16 protein-coding genes are annotated in these 17195 nt (G+C 56.6%); 8 read left to right on the top strand and 8 right to left on the bottom strand.

What is annotated here, in order from left to right:
* Positions 1-39: 39 nt before the first annotated feature.
* Both SELIN_RS11365 and gluQRS read right to left on the bottom strand, forming a co-directional pair.
* The gene (locus SELIN_RS11365; RefSeq protein WP_041726092.1) at positions 40-1062 is read right to left on the bottom strand and encodes an NAD-dependent epimerase; all 1023 of its coding nucleotides are present in this window, start codon (positions 1060-1062) and stop codon (positions 40-42) included.
* Between the two features lie 99 nt (positions 1063-1161).
* A complete protein-coding gene (gene gluQRS, locus SELIN_RS11360) occupies positions 1162-2088 on the bottom strand; it encodes a tRNA glutamyl-Q(34) synthetase GluQRS (protein ID WP_041726091.1) in 927 nt (308 codons plus the stop codon).
* Positions 2089-2397: 309 nt separating this feature from the next.
* On the opposite strand from gluQRS, the gene SELIN_RS15140 reads away from it, so the two are divergent.
* The 5 genes from SELIN_RS15140 (at position 2398) to SELIN_RS11325 (ending at position 6491) form a co-directional block, all read left to right on the top strand.
* Positions 2398-2574 (top strand): hypothetical protein, encoded by a 177-nt coding sequence (locus tag SELIN_RS15140; RefSeq protein ID WP_013506795.1) that lies wholly within the window; start codon positions 2398-2400, stop codon positions 2572-2574.
* A 546-nt stretch (positions 2575-3120) separates the two neighbouring features.
* A protein-coding gene (locus SELIN_RS14855; RefSeq protein WP_156788070.1) for an IS5 family transposase occupies positions 3121-3958 on the top strand; the annotation gives its coding sequence in 2 pieces (ribosomal slippage) (positions 3121-3525 and positions 3527-3958; 837 coding nt in all).
* Positions 3959-4730: 772 nt separating this feature from the next.
* Positions 4731-4988 carry a type II toxin-antitoxin system Phd/YefM family antitoxin gene (locus SELIN_RS11340; protein WP_013506793.1) on the top strand — a complete coding sequence of 86 codons (258 nt, stop codon included), beginning with the start codon at positions 4731-4733 and terminating at the stop codon, positions 4986-4988.
* Positions 4976-5287, top strand: a complete 312-nt coding sequence (locus SELIN_RS11335) for a type II toxin-antitoxin system RelE/ParE family toxin (RefSeq protein ID WP_013506792.1) — start codon at positions 4976-4978, stop codon at positions 5285-5287. Before SELIN_RS11340 ends, SELIN_RS11335 begins: the two co-directional genes overlap by 13 nt.
* A 622-nt stretch (positions 5288-5909) precedes the next feature.
* Positions 5910-6491, top strand: coding sequence for a transglutaminase-like domain-containing protein (locus tag SELIN_RS11325; RefSeq protein ID WP_013506791.1), 582 nt, complete (start codon positions 5910-5912; stop codon positions 6489-6491).
* A 28-nt stretch (positions 6492-6519) separates the two neighbouring features.
* Here SELIN_RS11325 and SELIN_RS11320 read toward each other — a convergent pair whose 3' ends face one another.
* Entirely contained in the window at positions 6520-8508 is a 1989-nt protein-coding gene (locus tag SELIN_RS11320; RefSeq protein ID WP_013506790.1) for a methyl-accepting chemotaxis protein, read from the bottom strand.
* A 289-nt stretch (positions 8509-8797) separates the two neighbouring features.
* Here SELIN_RS11320 and SELIN_RS11315 point away from each other — a divergent pair, with 289 nt between their 5' ends.
* A complete protein-coding gene (locus SELIN_RS11315) occupies positions 8798-10012 on the top strand; it encodes an ISL3 family transposase (RefSeq protein WP_013505421.1) in 1215 nt (404 codons plus the stop codon).
* 212 nt (positions 10013-10224) lie between these two features.
* On the opposite strand, the gene SELIN_RS11310 is transcribed toward SELIN_RS11315, so the two are convergent.
* Genes SELIN_RS11310 through SELIN_RS11290 form a run of 5 tightly spaced genes read right to left on the bottom strand, consistent with a single transcriptional unit; the run spans position 10225 to position 14127 of the window.
* A complete protein-coding gene (locus tag SELIN_RS11310) occupies positions 10225-10638 on the bottom strand; it encodes an ATP-binding cassette domain-containing protein (RefSeq protein WP_013506789.1) in 414 nt (137 codons plus the stop codon).
* Positions 10596-11159, bottom strand: a complete 564-nt coding sequence (locus SELIN_RS11305; RefSeq protein WP_013506788.1) for an FmdE family protein — start codon at positions 11157-11159, stop codon at positions 10596-10598. The genes SELIN_RS11310 and SELIN_RS11305 overlap by 43 nt, the downstream gene beginning before the upstream one ends.
* Before the next feature lie 19 nt (positions 11160-11178).
* Positions 11179-11946 carry an ABC transporter ATP-binding protein gene (locus SELIN_RS11300; protein ID WP_013506787.1) on the bottom strand — a complete coding sequence of 256 codons (768 nt, stop codon included), beginning with the start codon at positions 11944-11946 and terminating at the stop codon, positions 11179-11181.
* The gene (locus SELIN_RS11295) at positions 11943-13016 is read right to left on the bottom strand and encodes a FecCD family ABC transporter permease (protein ID WP_013506786.1); all 1074 of its coding nucleotides are present in this window, start codon (positions 13014-13016) and stop codon (positions 11943-11945) included. The genes SELIN_RS11300 and SELIN_RS11295 overlap by 4 nt, the downstream gene beginning before the upstream one ends.
* Positions 13017-13023: 7 nt before the next feature.
* Positions 13024-14127, bottom strand: a complete 1104-nt coding sequence (locus SELIN_RS11290; protein WP_041726930.1) for an iron ABC transporter substrate-binding protein — start codon at positions 14125-14127, stop codon at positions 13024-13026.
* Positions 14128-14373: 246 nt separating this feature from the next.
* Between SELIN_RS11290 and SELIN_RS11285 the strand changes: the two genes are divergently transcribed.
* Positions 14374-16689 (top strand): glycosyltransferase, encoded by a 2316-nt coding sequence (locus SELIN_RS11285; protein WP_013506784.1) that lies wholly within the window; start codon positions 14374-14376, stop codon positions 16687-16689.
* A 138-nt stretch (positions 16690-16827) separates the two neighbouring features.
* Positions 16828-17109, top strand: coding sequence for a hypothetical protein (locus SELIN_RS11280; protein ID WP_013506783.1), 282 nt, complete (start codon positions 16828-16830; stop codon positions 17107-17109).
* The last annotated feature ends 86 nt before the right edge of the window (positions 17110-17195 follow it).

Genomic DNA, 17195 nt, shown 5'->3' with positions numbered 1-17195 from the left:
GGCGTCTCGCCACTTGCCCTTTACAGACCGCTCCACACATCACACCCGGTAAAACTCCCGATACCACTGCACAAAGCGCTGCACACCTTCGCGCACCGGTGTTGCCGGGCGGTACTGCACGCTCTTTTCCAGTTCGCTCACATCGGCAAAGGTGTCGGGCACGTCGCCTGCCTGCAGGGGCAGCATCTCCTTGATGGCCTTTTTCCCCACGGCATCTTCAATGGCAGCAATGTACTCACCCAGCTTCACGGGGCTGTTGTTGCCGATATTGAATATCCTGAAGGGGGCGCAGCTGGTGGCGGGATCGGGGTTGTCGCTGTCCCAGTCGGGGTCGGGCGCGGCAATCTGATCACTGGCCCGGATGACGCCTTCCACGATGTCATCCACGAAGGTGAAGTCGCGGGTGTGGTTGCCGTGGTTGAAAACCTGGATGGGTTCTCCGGCCAGAATATTCTTCGTGAAGAGAAAGAGCGCCATGTCGGGGCGGCCCCAGGGGCCATAGACCGTAAAGAAGCGCAGGCCGGTGGTGGGAAGGCCGTAGAGGTGGCTGTAGCTGTGGGCCATCAGCTCGTTGGCCCGCTTGGTGGCCGCATAGAACTGCAGGGGGTGGTCCACGCCCCGGTGTTCGCTGAAGGGCATGCGGGTGTTGGCACCATAGACGCTGCTGGTACTGGCATAGGTCAGGTGGGGCGTCCGGGCATGGCGACAGGCTTCCAGAATGTTGGTGGTGGCGACGATATTGCTCTCCACATAGGCGTGGGGATTCATCAGGGAGTAGCGCACTCCGGCCTGGGCAGCCAGGTGGATGACCCGCCCGAAGTCATGCTCCGCAAAGCACTGCTTCACCGCTTCCTGATCGGCCAGGTTGGCGCGAACAAAGGCATATTGGCTGCCCGTCTCCCGGGCCGTCTGTTCCAGAATCCGCAGGCGCGCTTCCTTGATATCCACATCATAGTAGTCGTTGACACTGTCAAAACCCACCACGCTGTCGCCGCGCTCCAGCAGTTTTTTTGCCGTATGAAAGCCGATAAATCCCGCCGTGCCGGTTACCAGGTGGTGCATAGAGTATTCCTTTGCCATAGTGGCCTTTCCTGAAAGGGAAAAGAGTATTCATCAAAACAGGGACTCACCATAACAGAGTACCTCGACACAACCCGCATTTCAACCGTGAAGACCAGAAACAGGCATCCCCATGGCCCTTGGCACCCTCGCCAGATCCCAGCACTCAAGCGCCCACTGCCAGAGAGTCTGCACACTGGCACGCTCCAGCCCCGCCGGTGGACACTGCCCCAGAAACGCCAGCGCCTGCACCAGCTCTGGAACCGGATGACGCGGATCAAGGGGCCTGGACTGATTGTGCTTGCTGAGCTTCTGCCCATCCCGCGCCAGCGCCACCGGCACATGGGCATACACCGGCGCAGCAGAACCCAGCGCCTCCATCAAAGCCCGCTGCTGAAAGGAACTGGGCAGCAGGTCACTGCCCCGCACCACATGGGTAATCCCCTCATGGGCGTCATCCACCGCGCAGGCCAGGTGATAGGCGTAGAAGCCATCGCCCCGCCGCACCACAAAATCCCCCATCTCAGCGCGCCACTGCTCCCAGGCCACCACCCCCTGCACACCATCACACAGCTCCGGCAAAGGCAAAGGAAGCGAAAAGCGCAGGGAGTGGGCACCTTGCAAAGCATGCCCATGCCCACGACAGAACCCGTCATAGGGGCCATGATTCCCACGCTCCGCCAGCAACCTGCGGGTACAGGTACAGGCAAAGACAAAACCATCGCGGCCAAGCACCTCCACCGCCGCACCGTAACGCTCCATGCACTGACTCTGAAAACGCACCGCACCATCCCAAGCGAAGCCAAAACGCTCCAGAGCCGCCAGAATCTCATCCACCGCACCGGGAACCACGCGCGGCGCGTCAATATCATCAATACGCAGCAGCCACTGCCCCTTATGAACCCTGGCCTCCAGAAAACTGGACAGCGCCGCCACCAGGGAACCAAAGTGCAGCGCCCCCGAAGGCGTCGGCGCGAAGCGCCCGATATATGGGGAATTGGAAGGGGGAGTGGAGCTTTGCGTCGTCATTTTTTCTATGCTAGCCTGAATAAAAGTCATTCTCAGAATATACGGAATTGGAACACCAACAGAAAGCAAGGTCTCACACAAAGCCCTCAAAGTCGCAAAGAAAAGAGGGGAGTTTGACCGCGAATAAACGCGAATGAACACAAATTCAGAAGAACAGGTCTCTCGCCCGTTCGCTGCGCTCACTGGGGACGCGGGGAGCGCCGAGAAAACACAAGGAGATTGATTTAGCCACCCATCTTCTCCGCGTTCTCTGCGGCTTGGCGAGAGGAAAGAGCCTTTCCTGCATTCAAAAACCCTGAAAGGAACGAAATGGCACGCCGCTACGTTGGCACCCGCTGGAGTTTTGGCAAAACCCTTATCACCATGGCAGCCATCAGCCTTGGGCTTCTGGTCAGCCCCATTATTACCACAAGCATCCTGGTTCTGGTACTGGTGTTCAGCGTGCGACACCTACTCCAGCAACGCAGGCTGCGCAGGGATGAGTGATAATAGGGAAGATTGTAACCACGAATAGTCACTAATGAACACGGATAAAACTGGAAGAAACTAACTGTTCACACCAAGTGAGACAATACTTCCCGCCCACTTGCTGCGCTCACCGAAAACGACACGCTAAAAAAGCAGCGGCACAAACCGCCTTATCCATTCAATATACGGCTGTGCAATCCGATACGCAGAGTGCTTGACCCTCAGCCGCCTACAACCAGATCCAACAGGCGTGGTTTTTCCTCTCGCATTTATGCCCCCGAATATTGAGCGAAAATCTTAGCGATATGGTAACTTCGAGAAACAAACTCGTTGACACATCCAAAACTAATAGGTACATTTTTATCAGTCAATACTGATAAAAAGTCAAGAGTTGCATAGCATCACTTTTGACGCCTAATTGTAGTTATGGGAAATCAACCAGACGGAGAGATAATGAGCAATTTAGAAAATGAGATACTAAGAGCTTGTCCATAAATAATCATTGACCATCATGATAGTTTGCTATAGAATGATTCAGTGAGAGATCATTCATGGCGGTGATTTATGTCTAAAGTGCAATCATGGGAAGTCTCAGATGCTTTCTGGCAAAGAGTTGAGCCTTTGCTGCCAATCCAGCAAAGAGATCTTGACAAGGTCTACAAGCGCAAGCCTGGTGGTGGGCGCAAGCGACTTAACCCCAGGAAGGCGTTTTCCGGCATTGTCTATGTTCTGCGCACCGGTTGTCAGTGGAAAGCGATACCCAAGGAGCAGTTTGGTTGCGCCAGTGCCGTGCACAAGTACTTCATTGAGTGGAGTAAGGCCGGTGTATTCGAAGCTATTTGGCGTCAAGGGCTGGCTGAGTACGACGAGATGGAGGGAATTGCCTGGGAGTGGCAAAGCATAGATGGCGGAATGTACAAAGCACCAATGGCTCTTGAAACCGTAGGGAAGAACCCGACGGATCGGGGAAAAAAACGGGAGCAAGCGTCATGTCCTGGTGGACGGTCGTGGCGTCCCGTTGTCCATCGTCGTAACCGGAGCGAACCGGCATGATGTGAGCCAGCTTGAAGCTGTTCTTGATGGCGTAGTCTTCGAGAAGCCTGCAGAGCAGGAGCAGCATCTTTGCGCAGATTGTGGCTACAAGGGAAAGCAGGCGCTCAGCAGCATTCTTCAGCGCGGATACATACCCCATGTAAAGCAGCGAAAAGAAGAGATCGAGGACAAGAAGCGTGACCCATCAAAGAAGGCGAGGCGCTGGATAGTGGAAGCATCTATTTCCTGGTTCAACCGTTTCAGGAAGATTCATGTGCGCTTTGAGAAGCTTGAGGTCACTCACTACGGGTTGACGTGTCTTGCGGCAGCCATAATCACATACAGGAAAATCGGCGTAATTTATGGATAAGTTCTAAGTCAGGTCGTGTTTTACATGCGGGGCGAAGTGTCCTACGTTACTGAGCGTGCGGCAATTGGCGACCTAAACTCACTCTTTGAACACTACGAAAAAATATTCGGGAATGATCTTATCCCTCAAGAAGAATTCACAAAGTGGATGGTGAAGAATCCATCAATATGCCATAAGGTGATGTGCGTAAAGTCATACAATGAGCAGAGCAATAGTCGTGTCGCCGGCTTCTTTGATTTCGAACCGCTAACTTCCCATGCGCATAAGAGGCTCGTAAGAGGTGTAATCGAAGGGTGGGGACTGTCAGCGAAAGACATATTGTCTCCCCGGACGACGCCTAAGAGTTACTACATCGGTTCCGTTGGCACTACCAGCAGATCACAAAAGGATAGAGCAGCTACACTGCTTAGTGCCTTGGAACATATTAAGCGCATCAATGAGAAGCGCGCCATTACCTTGCTCACGAATCCAATTACGCCCGACGGCCTTCGTCTCTGCAAAGGGTTTGGCTTTCGTCCTGTCAATGAAGATAGGCCAAGGGGCATATGGACACTTGAGCTGCCAGCGGGTGGCCATGTTCCTCGATATGAACGCAAGGTTCTCAAAGCAATTGTCGGCCATGCCTAACCCTTCGTTGCAGGGGACGCTCCGCCTATCGGCAGCGCGCCCCTGAACTCAAACGTTAGCTGTCAAGATTGACCTCCGTGTCTTGCAAGAGTAGTCATAAACCGACAAAAGTGATACTATAGTGGCACTTTGAAGGAGGTAGCCCATGAAAGTTGAGCTTGTAACCAATCTAAAGCGTCAAGCGACAAAAATTCTTGCTGATCTGCATGAGAGCAAGGAAGCGGTCCTGATCACAGAACACGGCCAGCCATCCGCTTACCTGGTCGATGTTCAGGATTACGAATTCATGCAGCGCAGGCTGGCGCTGCTGGAAGGATTGTCCAAGGGAGAAAGGGCCATTCTGGAGGGCAGAACGACCTCCCATGAAAAGGCCAAAGAGCGGATGCAAAAGTGGCTGAAATAGTATGGACGGATCCCGCACTGGATCAACTGGAAGAAATCGCAGATTACATCGCGTTGGATAAGCCGGAAGCTGCCGCAGGGCTTGTTAAGAAAATATTTTCAACCGTGGATCGGCTTGGGCAGTTTCCGGATTCGGGACATGTCCCCCCCGAGATTCCAGGCTCGATATATCGTGAAATTTCTGTCAGGCCATGTCGAATATTTTACCGTCAAGACAAGGGTGTGGTTTTCATTGTTCACGTCATGAGAGAAGAAATGTTGTTACGTAAATTTCTTCTGGACGAGGAGTTGAACAGCTAACCATCAATTGCACGTGACCAGCTACGCTGGCACGTGAATATGGGCGTTAGGTGGCCAAGGATGACGCTTGTACCAACATACACGGAGTTCGAATGAGCGGAGACTCTATGGTACACGACACATAGAACCCCTTATGGGAGTTGAGTGGCTTCCCATTGCAATGCGTGAACTATTAGCCATGGTGATTTCAATATGCGCGGTGACGTTTGCTTTACTCTCTATGTGGTGGGTAGTTATTGCATTGAATGTCAACTACTTTGGCAATCAGATTTATGGATGGATTGGCATCATCTGTCTTTGTTTTGGTATGGCAATCATTGGGCAGGCATTCGATATGCCCCTATTTCCGAACATTACTCCCTTTTGGCACCTCTCGGCATTAACTATAGGATTCTGGTGCCTTGAGATGTGGAGGCAACTTGAGGGTGCAACCGTATAACATTTGCTCAGGCCCGTCCCGAGCTTCACGCTCCACTGAACGCGGCTAACGCCGCGTCGTCTCTTAGCCATCAAGAGCACTCACTGATGCGGAAAGTAATTAAAGGGTATCCACCCCCTTAATTACGTGCGATTGCGGGCAACGTCGCAGATGGGGGTTTTTCAGCAGCCTGAAGGAGTTCCCATGCAAGACTACCTCGCCGCCACCCATATCATCGACTGGGATCATCCCGATGTTTTCGCCCGCGCTCGTGGGCTTGCTGCTGGTGCGGATTCGGTTCATGCTGTGGCGAAGCGGTGTTTCCAGTGGGTTCGGGATGAGATCAGGCATTCGCGGGATTTTCAGCTGCAGGAGGTGACCTGCACGGCTTCGGAGGTGCTGCGTGTCGGCAGTGGCTATTGCTATGCCAAGAGCCATCTGCTGGCGGCGCTGTTGCGGGCTAATGGAATTGCGGCGGGTTTGTGCTATCAGCGCTTGAGTCGCGATGACAACGGAGCGCCTTTTTGCCTGCACGGGCTGAATGCGGTTTTCCTGCCCGATGTTGGCTGGTATCGCGTGGACGCACGGGGCAACCGGGAGGGTGTCAATGCGCAGTTTACGCCCCCGGTGGAGCAGCTGGCCTATGCGATTCGGCTGCCGGGGGAGGTGGATTTTCCGGATATCCTGCCTGAGCCGTTGCCAGTGGTGGTGGAGGCCCTCCGGTCTTTCAGGACGGCTGATGAGTTGTGGGCTCATTTGCCAGATGTGAAAAAGCCCGTGACCTGAGTTGGTCACGGGCTTTTGATTTCAGGGGTTATCGTGAATTGGTGGCGGCGGCTATCTGGGCGATGGTGGTTTCCTGCAGTTTGAACTGCATGACGGTGCTGCGCAGCTCTTCGGCAACTTTGCTGAGCTGGGTGGAGGAGTTGGAGATTTCCACCAGTTCGCGGGCGCTGCTGTCGGCGATGGCGTTGATGCGTTCCACGTTCCGGGCGATTTCATTGGTGGTGGCGGCTTGTTCTTCGGCTGCCGAGGCGATCTGGGTGATCATGTCCGTGGTGGTGGTGACGTTGCCCATGATCTGGTTGATGGATTCGCCGGCCTGGTCGGCGGACTGGGCGCCCACTTCCACGCGGTCCACATCGGCGGCGACTTTGTCGACGGCATCCTTGGACTGTGCCTGAAACTTGCTGACCATTTCGGATATTTCCCTGGTGGCGGCCTGGGTGCGTTCGGCCAGTTTGCGGACTTCATCGGCAACTACGGCGAATCCGCGGCCGGAGTCGCCGGCGCGGGCGGCTTCAATGGCGGCGTTGAGGGCGAGCAGGTTGGTCTGGTCGGCGATATCGTTGATCACGTTGACGATTTCTCCGATGCGCAGGGAGGAGTCGCCAAGTTCCTGGATGACTTCCATGGAGGCTTTGGCGCCGTCGGCGATCTTCAGCATATTCTCCACGGTGGCCATGACGGACTGCTGGCTTTCACCTGCGCCGCGCTGCATTTCCTGGGCCCGCTCGGCGGTGTCGGTGGCGTTGGCGGCGATCTGGCTGATGGTCTGGTTCATCTGTTCGATGGCGGCGGCCAGCTCTCCGGTTTTGGCGCTTTGCTCGTCGATGCCTTCGGAGATGACGGAGACGGTGCTGGAAAGCTCTGAGCTGGAAGAGGCCACATGGTGGGAGAGGTCGTCGATGTCGAGCATGATGCGTCTGATGCGCTGAATAAAGAGGTTAAAGAGGTGGGCCAGGGTTCCCAGCTCATCGCGGCGGCTTTCATCCAGTTGCTGGGTCAGGTCGGCATCGCCTTCGGCGATGTCGCGCAGGCGGTAGATCAGGGCGTCAATGGGGCGCAGAAGTGCCCGGAGCAGGAAGACGATGATCAACGCGCCGGCGATAAGGGCCATCACGGCAATGGTGATCTGGGAGCCCAGCAGGCTTATGACGGGTGCGTAGACTTCGCTGCGGTCGATGGCCACCATGACGAACCAGTCCATGCTTTCCAGGGCGGAGTAGGCCAGCAGTTTTTCACGGCCATTTTCCCGGAAGCTGGCAATGCCCTGTGAGGCTTGCTGCATGTCAGCAATGGTGCGGCTGAGGGATGGGTCGATGTCGGAGAGTTTTTTCTGCAGGACCAGGTCGCCCTGGTGGTGGGCCAGAATGGTTCCGTCCTTGTGTACCAGGAAGAAGTAGCCGCTTTCGCCGATGGTGCGTGAAAGCACGCTCTGGACGATGGTATCCATCCATACGTTGGAACTGAGGACGCCACGGAACTGGCCGTGGGCTGTCACGGGGTGCATAAAGGAGAGAATCAGCCCGGCGTCGCGGGTGGCGGTTCGGTAGGGCAGTGTCTGGGAGGCGCCACTGGAGCGCTTGCCCTGCTCATACCAGGGGCGGACGCGGGGGTCGAAGTCGGCGGGCAGATCCAGGTGGCGGGAGGGGTAGAAGCCTCCGTCGGCTTCGGCACCGAAGTAGACGACATCGAAGCCACCCACATTGGCTGTCAGGCCCATGTCACCGATGATTTCCGCCGCGGCCATGGTTCCCGCGCTGCGGTGGTGGGCGAGATCTGCCATATAGGCGTCCCAGTTGGCGCTGAGTTCTTTAGCCATGATGGTGATGCCGTTTTTACGGCTCAGGGACCATTCATCCACCATGGCTGCCAGTTCACGCGACTGGGCCAGCTGGAACTCCTCGGCGCTGTGGCCGAAGGTGGAGCGGGTGGAGAGGTAGGCGTTGCCCACAAGCAGGGCCAGGGTTACCAGGAAAATAGAGAGCATGGAAATGTACATTTTCGTTTTCAGGTTCATGGGTCACCTCAGGAGTACGTTTATCGGTTATCTCTACGAAAAACAAAAACAGACGAAGTGGCGCGGAAACGAAAAGTATGAGTGGATTCCCTTGCGGTATACATGTGCTCTGGTGAAGGATGGACAATGCTGTGGGGTTGGTTGAAAAGATGAATCGGGACTTGTCTTATTGCGAACGTGACCAATTATACCAAAAAAATGGCTCTTCCGTATTGAGGATACATTGACAAAAAAGTGAGCATGGTGCCACTTATCGGGATTACAACCAAATAATTCCGGGAGAAGCACCATGCTCACCAGTGTTCTTTACCATGCCTACGGCCTTGCTGGCTACGATTACATCCGCACAGAGTATTGCGGCAATACCATCAATTTCCATGTCCGGCCCCGTAAAAAGCTGATTCGCTGCCCTGCGTGCCTTGGCCGTTCTGTCATATTACGCGGCAGTAGCATTCGTCGGTTACGAGGTTTGCCTTTGGGGATCAAGTCCACTTGGTTGCACGTCCACGTTCCACGCATCCAGTGCCTTCAGTGCGGTAGTGTCAGGCGGGTGAGTCTGAAAATAGCCTCTCCACGGTGTTCCTACACCCATGCATTTGCTCGGTATGTGGTCTCCCTTGCCCAAGCTATGACCCTCATTGATGTAGCACGGCTTCTTGGTATAGGCTGGGACCTGGTCAAGTCCATTTTCAAGCAGTATCTGCATCATCACTACAGTAGCCCTTCACTTGCTGGGCTTGAGTATATCGCCATTGATGAGAAATACACAGGACGCAAACATGGCTTCATTACTCTCGTCATTGACCTTGGTTCAGCCAGGGTCGTATACGTTGGAGCAGGCAAACAGGCAGAAGCGCTTGATGGTTTCTGGAAACGCCTTGGTCGTCGCAAGTCATCTATCAAAGCCGTTGCTGCTGACATGAGTCCGGCTTACCGGTCGGCAGTGCTCGAACACCTTCCATCTGCTGCGTTGGTGTTTGATCGTTTCCATGTCGTCAAGCTTATGAATGAACGCCTTACCGATATTCGCCGCGAGCTGTACCATGAGCTCACAAGTCAGCATGACAAGAGCATTCTCAAAGGCACTCGCTGGATGCTTCTCAAAAATCCGCAGAGCATTGGCGAGCAAACCAGTGATCATGAACGCCTTGAACTTGCCCTGCAGGCCAATCGACCATTGGCGGTTGCCTATTACATGAAAGAAGATCTCCGCCAGATATGGCAACAAACTGACAAGGTAACTGCCACGGTATTCCTCGATGACTGGATCAACAGGGCTCAAGCATCAGCTATCAAAGGATTGAAGAAAATGGCCAAAACGCTGGAGAAGCACCGAGAGGGAATCCTGAACTGGTATGATCACCCCATATCAACAGGACCACTTGAGGGGATCAACAACAAAATTGATACCCTCAAAAGGCAAGCCTATGGATACAGAGATATGGAATTCTTCGAGCTCAGAATAAAGGCCCTCCATAATTCAAAGTACGCTTTAACCGGATGAACCAAAAAAATATGGATAACTGTCAAGAAAACAAATCCTTTGGGTCCGACCGGTAAAATCTCTACCCTGAGATGATATATGCCAAGCCCGAACTGTCCGGTGTCGTCGGCAGGATATGGTCATGGACATCGTGGGGATGGCGGTGGCTTGTCCGATGATAGCGGGAGGAGTGCCGCGGTACCACAAAGGGGATGCCGCGGTGGTCGATGATTTCAGACTCTATAACCGTAAACCTGCTGAATCAGCTCTTCGGTTATCACTTCCAGGCCACCGTACGCCAGCACCCTTCCCCGGGAGAGAAAGAGAAACCTGTCTGAGTAGTGGATGGCCAGGTTGATGTCGTGCATGGTCATGATGGTGCAGATGCCCCTGGAGTGCACCAGCTCCTCCACCAGGTGCATGGTGTTGTGCTGGTTGGTCATGTCGAGGTTGTTGGAGGGCTCATCCAGAACGAGTACCTGGGGCTCCTGGACAATGGCCCGCGTGATCTGCACCTTCTGAAATTCGCCGCCGCTGATCTGTCCGAGGTGACGCAGGGCACGTGAGCAGGCGTGATGGCACAGCGGGCAACGGGGCAGATGGGTTACAGCACTTTCTGTTCCACCTGGCGGAAACAGGGAATGCACAGGGTGCGTCCTCCAAAGCGGCGGGTGCGTGACTCCATGGTTTTTTCACCGCAGTGTTCGCAGGCCAGGCTTTCCAGAATCACTGCCGGGCGAGGTGCTGGGGTCGGAATCTCTTCTACGCGGAAGAGTGCTTCCAGGGGAGTCTCCATGATGGCGCGGCAGAGGGCTTCGCGCTTTTCCTGTTCGTGGGGGGCGGGCTTTTTCATGGCGGCAAACTCGGCGGGCGGCTGATAGAGGGCGCGCAGGGCCTGATTCGTGTCGGCGCGGTAGAAGCGAAAGGCCATCTTGCCGTGATCCAGGTGGATGAGGTTGCCCTTGCCGAAGGTGCAGCCGGTGAGGAACTGGATGGCGTCGACGCCGCACATGTCTGTCTCCACCACGGCGGTAACGGGTGCCTGGCGATTGTGCCCAACGCGCGCAAGGCACAGTTCGGCGGCGCGGATGCCGATGGTGAGTCCGGGGCAGTGGTGGCCGTGAAAGTCGATGGTGGCCTGAATCTGTTCGGGGGAGATGCTTGTCATATGGAGTTCCTTTACGAAGTTACTGTGGGCAGGTGGCACGTGGTACCACCAGACGGTAGCCGCTGTGCTCAAGAATATCCACCTCCACGCCGTAGACGGCCTGAACGATGGTGGGAGTGACGCCGCTGGCGGCGACATCGGCGTATATGCGGCCCGCTTTGACAAAGACAAAGCGGTCGGCAAAGCGCAGGGCGCTGTTGAGGTCGTGCATGGTCATGATGGCACTGACGGGGTGGCTGCGGGTGATGGCGCGGATGGTCTGCAGGATTTCAAACTGGTTTTTCAGGTCCAGGGAGCTGGTGGGCTCGTCCAGGAGCAGAATATGTGGTTCCTGCACAAGGGCACGGGCAATACAGACTTTCTGAAGCTCGCCGCCGCTCATCTCGTCGAGAAAGCGCAGGCTCAGCTCACCCAGGCCAATGCGCTGCAGGGCGGCTTCGACTTTCTGCAGGTCGTCGCGGGCGGGCCGCCAGCCCATGTGGGGGGTGCGGCCCAGCAGGACGGCATCGAAGGCGGTCATTCTGGCGCTTTCACCGCGCTGGGCCACGTAGCCGAAGTGGCGGGCGATGTCGCGGCTGCCCATGCGCAGGACATTTATGTCCTCAACGGTGATGGTGCCGCCCCGTGGCCGGTGCATGGCGTTGATGCAGCGCAGCAGAGTGGTTTTGCCAACGCCGTTGGGGCCGAGGACGGCCATGAGCTCGCCCTGGTGCAGCTCCAGGTCAATCTGCTGCAGCACGGCGTGTTGGCGGTAGTGGAAATCCAGATCCTTCACCTGCAGTTTCATCGTCGCTGCCTCCGGATAAGCAGGTAAATAAATGCCGGTGCACCGATAAAGGCGGTAAGCACGGAGACGGGGATCATGTGGGGTGCCATGACCAGGCGAGCCACGATATCGGCGGCCAGCAGCAGCGCGGCCCCGACCAGGCAGCTGGCGGGCATGAGAAAGCGGTGATCGTCGCCGATGAAGCGGCGCACGATGTGGGGGCTGATCAGGCCCACGAATCCGATGATACCCAGGAAGGCGACAATGACGGCGGTGATGGCCGAGCAGACGAGCATGCCCACTATACGCAGCCTTTCCACGTTTACGCCCAGGCCACGGGCGGTTTCGTCTCCGGCATCGATGGCGTTGTACTGCCAGCGGTGCCAGATGAAGTAGAGGATTCCGGTGCCGACCACGGCCGCCATGATGGCCACTTCATTCCAGCCGGCCCTTCCCACGTCGCCAAAGGCCCAGAAGACGATGGCGGCCAGTTGAACGTCGTCGGCAAAGTACTGCAGGAACATGGTTCCGGCGGAAAACAGAGCCCCCAGCGCCACACCGGCCAGTACCATCACTTCGGGTGTGGCTCCCCGCAGGCGGGCCAGAGCCACGATGACGAGGGAGGCTGTCAGGCAGAAGAAGAAGGCGCTGACGGTGATCGCCAGGGACTGGGAGGTTTTCAACATGGTCAGCGCCGGGCCGGAGGCTCCGGAGGCTCCCAGGGCCATGACCACCAGGGCTGCGCCGAAAGCGCCCGCCTGGGATATGCCCAGGGTGAAGGGGGAGCCCAGGGGGTTACGCAGAATGGACTGCATGGCGGCTCCGGCAGCGGCCAGTCCGGCTCCGGCCAGAATTGCCGCCAGGGCGTGGGGCAGGCGCATGTTCCACACGATGGCGTGATTGCGGAGGGAGTCGCTGGTTCCCAGCAGGGTTCTGAAGACGTCTGCCACGGGTATTCTGGCTGGCCCCAGGCAGAGGGCGGCCAGGAGCAGCAGCAGGCTCAGCAGGGCGCAGATGAGAAGAAAGGTCCGCTTGTGCCTGAGGTAGGCGGTGTATTCAGGGGGAACGATGCCGTGGTGCAGGTGGGCCATGGGTGGCTCAGTTCCAGATGGAGATGGTCTGGAAAACCAGTCCGTCAAACTGCTGTTCCAGTTGACCGAAGACGGGTTTGCCTACCAGGAAGCGGTAGATGTCGTCAGCCTTTGTGGCTGGGTCAACATCATGGAACGCTTGAGGGAAGAGCGCGCTGCCGATGTAGTAGGTGTTGGCCAGGATTGAGCCGAAGTTCTGGGTGTAGGAGTTGAAGGGCAGGACGCCACGAATGGTATTTTCCCGCACGGCAGCCAGGCTGGCGTAGGAGGGGTCGGTGCGCAGGGCGTGCAGGCCGTTGTTGGCGGGTTCCAGCATTGAGGTGGAGACATCCAGGAAGAGGCAGGCGGGGTCCCAGGCCAGAAGCTGCTCCTGGGAGACCACGGCATGGGCCGCCTGGGACTGGCGCGAGCCGCTGGCGGCCAGGTTGGTGATTCCCAGCAGTTCAAAGGGTGTATAGGAGGGCATGGTGGACTGAAAGCCGCGTCCGCCGCGCATGGCGATTCCTCCCACATAGCAGGCGGGGATGGCGGAGGTATCGTGAGTGGCCATGCGTGTTTGCACGTCCTCCAGGGTCTGTTCGAAAAAGGCGATGACCTCTTCGGCCCGCTTCTGCTGGCCAACGATGCTGCCCATAAGGCGCAGGGAGGCGAAGAGGTCGGATTTGCCACTGGTGAGGTCGCCGTAGTTCAGGGTAATGACGGGGATGCCGGTTTTCTGCTGCAGCAGGATGGGGTTGTGCCCGGACTCGGGGGATGTCTTGAATATGACGTCAGGCAGCGGTTCCAGGGTGACAATGCGCTCGGGGTGATCGTGGCCGCGGAACTCGCCAAAGACGGGATAGGTGGCGAACTGGGGGTTGGCCATGGCGTAGGGGCGTGCGTCGGCATCGACTCCCCGCACTTCGATACTGTCAACGCCCACGATCATATGTTGTGCCTGCAGGTAGGTCAGCAGGCGCAGGCAGCCGGGGCCGGAGCAGATGACATGTCTGACTTCAGCGGGAATGCTGACCTGGCGCTGCATGGCATCGGTGATGGTACGGTTTGGGGCGGCGTGTGCCAGGGGGGGAAGCAGCATGGTACAGAGGAGCAGGAGCAGCAATGGGCGCATGGACACGGGAACCTCCGCTGGTAATACGATTATTGGTTTCGTGTTACTGTATAGCAGCGACACTGTTTCCGGTCAAGGGATGAATGGCGAAATGGGCATGGGTTGGCAGGCTGTTCGGAGGGGAGTTTGCTGGCGCGTTGTTTTTTACAGAAAATTGACAGTTCCCTGACGTTTTTGCGGTTGCCTTGCGCCATGCTGACACCGGTTCCTGTTTGTGTTGAGCGAAAGCTCAGGAAGGTGTGCGCTATGGTTAAAGTCGATCTCCACCTGCACTCGGCGGCTTCCAGCCGTGGTGCGGGTTTTTTTTCCGAAAAACTGCAGATTCAGGAGAGCTATATCACCCCGCGCCAGGTGTACGATACCCTTTTTGAGCGGGGCATGAACCTCTTCACCATCACTGACCACGACAGCATTGACGGCTGCCTGGAGATTGCCCACCTGCCGGGTGCCTTTCTCAGCGAAGAGGTGACGGCCTATTTCCCTGAAGATCGCTGCAAGATTCACGTCATCGCTCTGGATATCAATGAGGAGATTCACCGCGAGATCCAGCGCCTGCGCTACAATGTTTATGAACTGGTGGACTACCTGCAGGCCCGCGAGGTGGAGTCCATACTGGCGCACCCGCTCTACGACATGGACGGCAAGCTGCGCCGTGAGCATATCGAACGCTGTCTGCTGCTGTTTGACAACTGGGAAATGATCAATGGCACCCGCTCGCGCCTCTCTTCCGGCCTGACGGAGGAGATCGTCGCCACGGTAGAGGGTCACGATCTGGAGTTGCTGGCCAACCGCTATGGCTTCAACCGCCGTCGACGGGAGCGCATTGCCTTTACCGGCGGCAGTGATGATCACGCCGGCATGGATATCGGCACCACCTATACCAGCTGTGAGGGCGAAACCCTGGCTGATCTCAAGGATGCCCTGCGGGCGGGAACCACGGAACCCCAGGGCAATCATGGCTCTCCCATGCGCCTGACCCATATGATCATGAGTATTGCCTACCAGTGGGGAAAGGCTCGCAGTGGGTCCGAGGGGGTGCTGTTCGAGCACCTGCTGGGCATACAGAAGCCTTCGTTCCTGCAGCGGATGCTCGGCAGTCGCAAGGTGGAGGACTATATTGCCCGGATCGCGGGTATTCACCCTGGCGAGGAGTCCAGGCGCCATGAGATGATGCACAGCTTTTTCAAGAACTTCCTGCCCCACACGGTGCGTCAGTTTTCGGAAGTCCGCGATTTTGACTTCGAGAAGATCAGCTCCCTGGTAGGAAAAACCGTTCTTTCCAGCGTGCCCACGCTGTTTTATACCTCCACCTGCTGGCAGCGGGCTGTGGAAAAACGGCGTTCGCGGCAGATTGCCTGTGCCTTTGGTGTTGGCCGCAAGCACAGCGAGGGCAAGATCGCCTATTTCACCGATACGCTGAGGGAGATCAACGGCGTCGCTCTGACTTCACGCAAGCTGATGGCCATCGCCCGCGAAGAGAATTTCCACATGACCTTCATAACCGCGTACAGCGGTCAGGACAGTGATGAGTTCCACCGGAATTTCGAGCCCATTTTCTCCTTCGCGCTGCCGGAATATGAGGATCTGACCGTAAATATTCCCCACTTCCTGGAGATGCTGGAGTATGTGGATGCCGAGAACTTCGATGTGATCTACGCTGCCACGCCGGGGGTGGTGGGGCTCTATGCCTTTATTATCGCCAAAATCCTCAACATCCCCTATGTCACCACCTTTCACACGGATCTGCCGGCCTATATCCGCGACTATACCGGTGATCACCTCTTCACCCGCAACCTGTGGAGCGCCTTCGCCCTGCTCTTCAATAATTCAGCCCGGGTTCTGGCGCCTTCGCGCGAATACGGACGCATCCTCAAGGCCCATGGCGTAAAGAGAAAGCGCATCGAGGTCTTTTCGCGGGGCGTCAATCACGAGCGTTTCAACCCGGAATTCCGCGAGCCCTCTTTCTGGAGTCGCTTTGACCCGCAGTGCGATGGCAGGAAAATCGTGCTCTTTGTCGGTCGCATCGCGGTGGAGAAGAATATCGATATTTTCATGCAGGCCAGTCAGCTGCTGCAGAATCGCGATGATGTGCGCTTTGTGGTGGTGGGCGATGGCCCCTATCGTCGCGAGCTGGAGGCAAAATACGCTCACAATGTCCTGTTTGTGGGGTTTCTTGAGGGTCGCGATCTTTCGACGGCCTTTGCCTCGGCTGATATTTTCCTCTTCCCCAGCATGACGGAGACCTTTGGCAACGTCATCCTGGAGGCCCAGGCCAGTGGCCTGCCGGCCATTGTATCTGCGGAAGGGGCCACCAGGGAGAACCTCAGGCCCGGCAGTACCGGATTTGTCATCGAAGACAACAATCCCTTCTCCTATGCCGCGAAGGTGCAGGAGCTGCTGGAGAGCCCCGCCCTGCTGGAAAAGATGCGCCAGGAGGCTATCCGCCATATGGCCGATAAGGGGGAGCGGGATCTGCTCATTCAGATGATCGATCTGCTGTCCCTGGGAAAGGTCAGGCAGCGCAGGCCCATTGAGGGTGATGCCCTTGTGGTTTCATCGTGATTCCGCTCCTGATGGGGCTTGGGATAGTTCGCAGAAAAGTATTTTCTTTTCCTTGTATTCTGTTTCGCCAGCCAATATACTCTCTGGAAATTGTGTGCTGAGTTTTTTTGTTACACAAGTGACCGAAGGTGAATCCCGATGCCGTATTTCATTCTGGTTCTGGGGCTGCTGCAGATTGCGACTATTCTCTTTATGCGCTATGCCGGCAAGTGGCTGGTGCCACGCCCTTATGGTAAGGATATAACCGGTATAGCCCGCCACCCCGTGGTTTCACGCCTGCTGCTGTGGTCAAGTGCCCTGTTCAGCGTTTTTCTGGTAGTGGTTGCCTTTCAGAGTACTGCCCACGGCTGGTGGTTCCTGGGTGGTTCCGCGGCCCTCTTTCTCCTCTTTACTCCTCCTCCCCGCAGTTTCTTTCGCTGATCCGCGTTCTCTTCCCTCTCTGAGTTCTCCTTGTCTGCGTATTTCTGTTTTTGCGACGAAACCCCTGGAACAGCGTTCTGATTTCC

It is taken from the genome of Desulfurispirillum indicum S5 (assembly GCF_000177635.2).
Taxonomy (GTDB): domain Bacteria; phylum Chrysiogenota; class Chrysiogenetes; order Chrysiogenales; family Chrysiogenaceae; genus Desulfurispirillum; species Desulfurispirillum indicum.
Note: the sequence above shows the minus strand (reverse complement) of the source record. Positions and strands in the feature narration are given on the sequence as shown.